Origin of the sequence: Stenotrophomonas sp. 2YAF22 (genome assembly GCF_052114665.1) — a bacterium.
Lineage (GTDB): Bacteria > Pseudomonadota > Gammaproteobacteria > Xanthomonadales > Xanthomonadaceae > Stenotrophomonas > Stenotrophomonas indicatrix.
In genome coordinates this window covers 1-1,658 of sequence record NZ_JBFRFE010000780.1, presented here as the reverse complement: position 1 = coordinate 1,658, position 1,658 = coordinate 1, and the positions used below count along the sequence as shown (strand labels likewise).

The 1,658-nt window shown below is 66.0% G+C and carries 1 protein-coding gene and 1 pseudogene; both read right to left on the bottom strand.

Features of this window, described 5'->3' with window-relative positions; translation table 11 throughout:
* Nucleotides 1-402 precede the first annotated feature (402 nt).
* Nucleotides 403-1,338, bottom strand: a complete 936-nt coding sequence (locus tag AB4Y84_RS21055; RefSeq protein WP_442244643.1) for a DUF6607 family protein — start codon at nucleotides 1,336-1,338, stop codon at nucleotides 403-405.
* A gap of 72 nt (nucleotides 1,339-1,410) precedes the next feature.
* Nucleotides 1,411-1,658: pseudogene (locus AB4Y84_RS21050) on the bottom strand (Hemin transport protein); the annotation flags it as partial.

Sequence of the window (1,658 nt, the reverse complement as noted above, 5' to 3'; positions counted from 1 at the left end):
GCGTGGCGGTGTCGCAGAAGGTGTTCGAACTGCCGCTGCTGCCGCCGTGGCCGGGCTTGCTGCTGGGTGGCCTGCTCGGCATCGGCCTGAGCCTGCTGGCTGGTTGGCTGGGCACCCGTCGGATCCTGCACACGCCACCGGCATTGGCATTGCGCGAGGCCTGACGCCGTTGTGAAAGCAAAGGCATCCACGCATGGCGTGGATCTACTAACGAGCCCCAGTAGATCCACGCCATGCGTGGATGCAGCGCCGATGATCCCAGTAGATCCACGCCATGCGTGGATGCAGCGCCGATGGTCCCAGTAGATCCACGTCATGCGTGGATGCAGTGCCGATGATCCCGGTAGATCCACGCCATGCGTGGATACGGTGCCGGGCAAGGCCGGCACCGCAGCGCGCCGATCAACCTTCCTTCGGCGCCTTTTTTACGTACTTGGCGAAGACTTCGTCGATCTGCTTGTCCTTCACCTTCTTGCCGGCCTGCACGTCCTCGGCCTGGGTGAACAACGGGATGATCATCGCCATGCCGTCGAGCTTGGTCTTCAGGTGCACGCCCGGGGCCTGGGTCAGGAAACCGTCCCAGCGCTGGCGCACCTTGCTCCAGTAACCGGCGGTGGCCTTCCAGTAATCGCGCGCCGGGGTGAAGTCGACCTCGGTGGTCCTGATGTAGTCGTTGAAGCCGAATTCGCGGGCGATTTCCACCTGGCTGCCATCCGCGTTGCGCTGCACCTTGGTGTTGAACTGCTCGTGGGTCCAGCCGTTCGGGGTCAGGGTGTGGCGGTTGACCACGGCCAGCGCGTTGTAATCGCTGCGCTTGGTGTACTCGCGGCGTGGCAGCGGCCGCCAGCTGATGTCGCTGGTCCAGGTCGGTACGTTGTTGAGGTAGGTCCACGTGCCAGTGCCGCAGTAGCGCGGTGCATCGCTGACTTCGTACACGCACTGGGTCCAGGCGCCCTGGTTGGTTGCGGCCGCGATCGTGCGCACCTGCCAGGTCTGGTCGGCGCTGAACTCGAAGCGGTTCGGCGCTTCATACACCCAGTCCTGCCGCCAGTGCTTGGTCACGTGGCCGCTCTTCTCGTCCAGCAGCAGGTGCTGCAGCACGATGCGCTTCGGCGTGTCCTCGACCACGATCACCACTTCGTTGCCACCGCTGCGCATGGCCGGCGCGCGCTCGTAGCCCGGCTTCAGCAGCACGGTCTCATCGAAGGCGAAATCCACCGTGTACTCCCCCTGCATGGCAAGGATGCTGTCATGGTCGCGGGCGATGTCGGAGGGCTGCGCGCTGGCGGCGCCACTGGCGGCGAGCAGCACCATCACGCTGGCTGTCTGGAACTTCATCGGGTCTTCCTTCGGGGTTGCAGGTTTCGTGGAAAGGCCATCCTGGCCGACAAGCAATCCATCGCAATCAGGTCACAGGCGGACCAGCGGCAGGTCGCCGGGAGCGCGCGCGGCAGGGCGGCGTGCGGCGTCGGCGCAGCAGCAGTCGTCGATCGCCAGTTCGCCTTCGGCGCCTTCCATGCGTGCGATGCGGCGCGCGGTGGCGGCACCGAGCGAAGACAGCGTGGACACGCCGACGAGGGCCGGACCCTGGCCGCCAGCCTGTCCACGCTGTCTTCGCTCGGTGCCGCCACCGCGCGCCGCATCGCACGCATGGAAGG

Excerpts from the sequence above, each read along its gene's own strand:
- AB4Y84_RS21055 (WP_442244643.1), bottom strand. The coding sequence starts at position 1,338 with ATGAAGTTCCAGACAGCCAGCGTGATGGTGCTGCTCGCCGCCAGTGGC.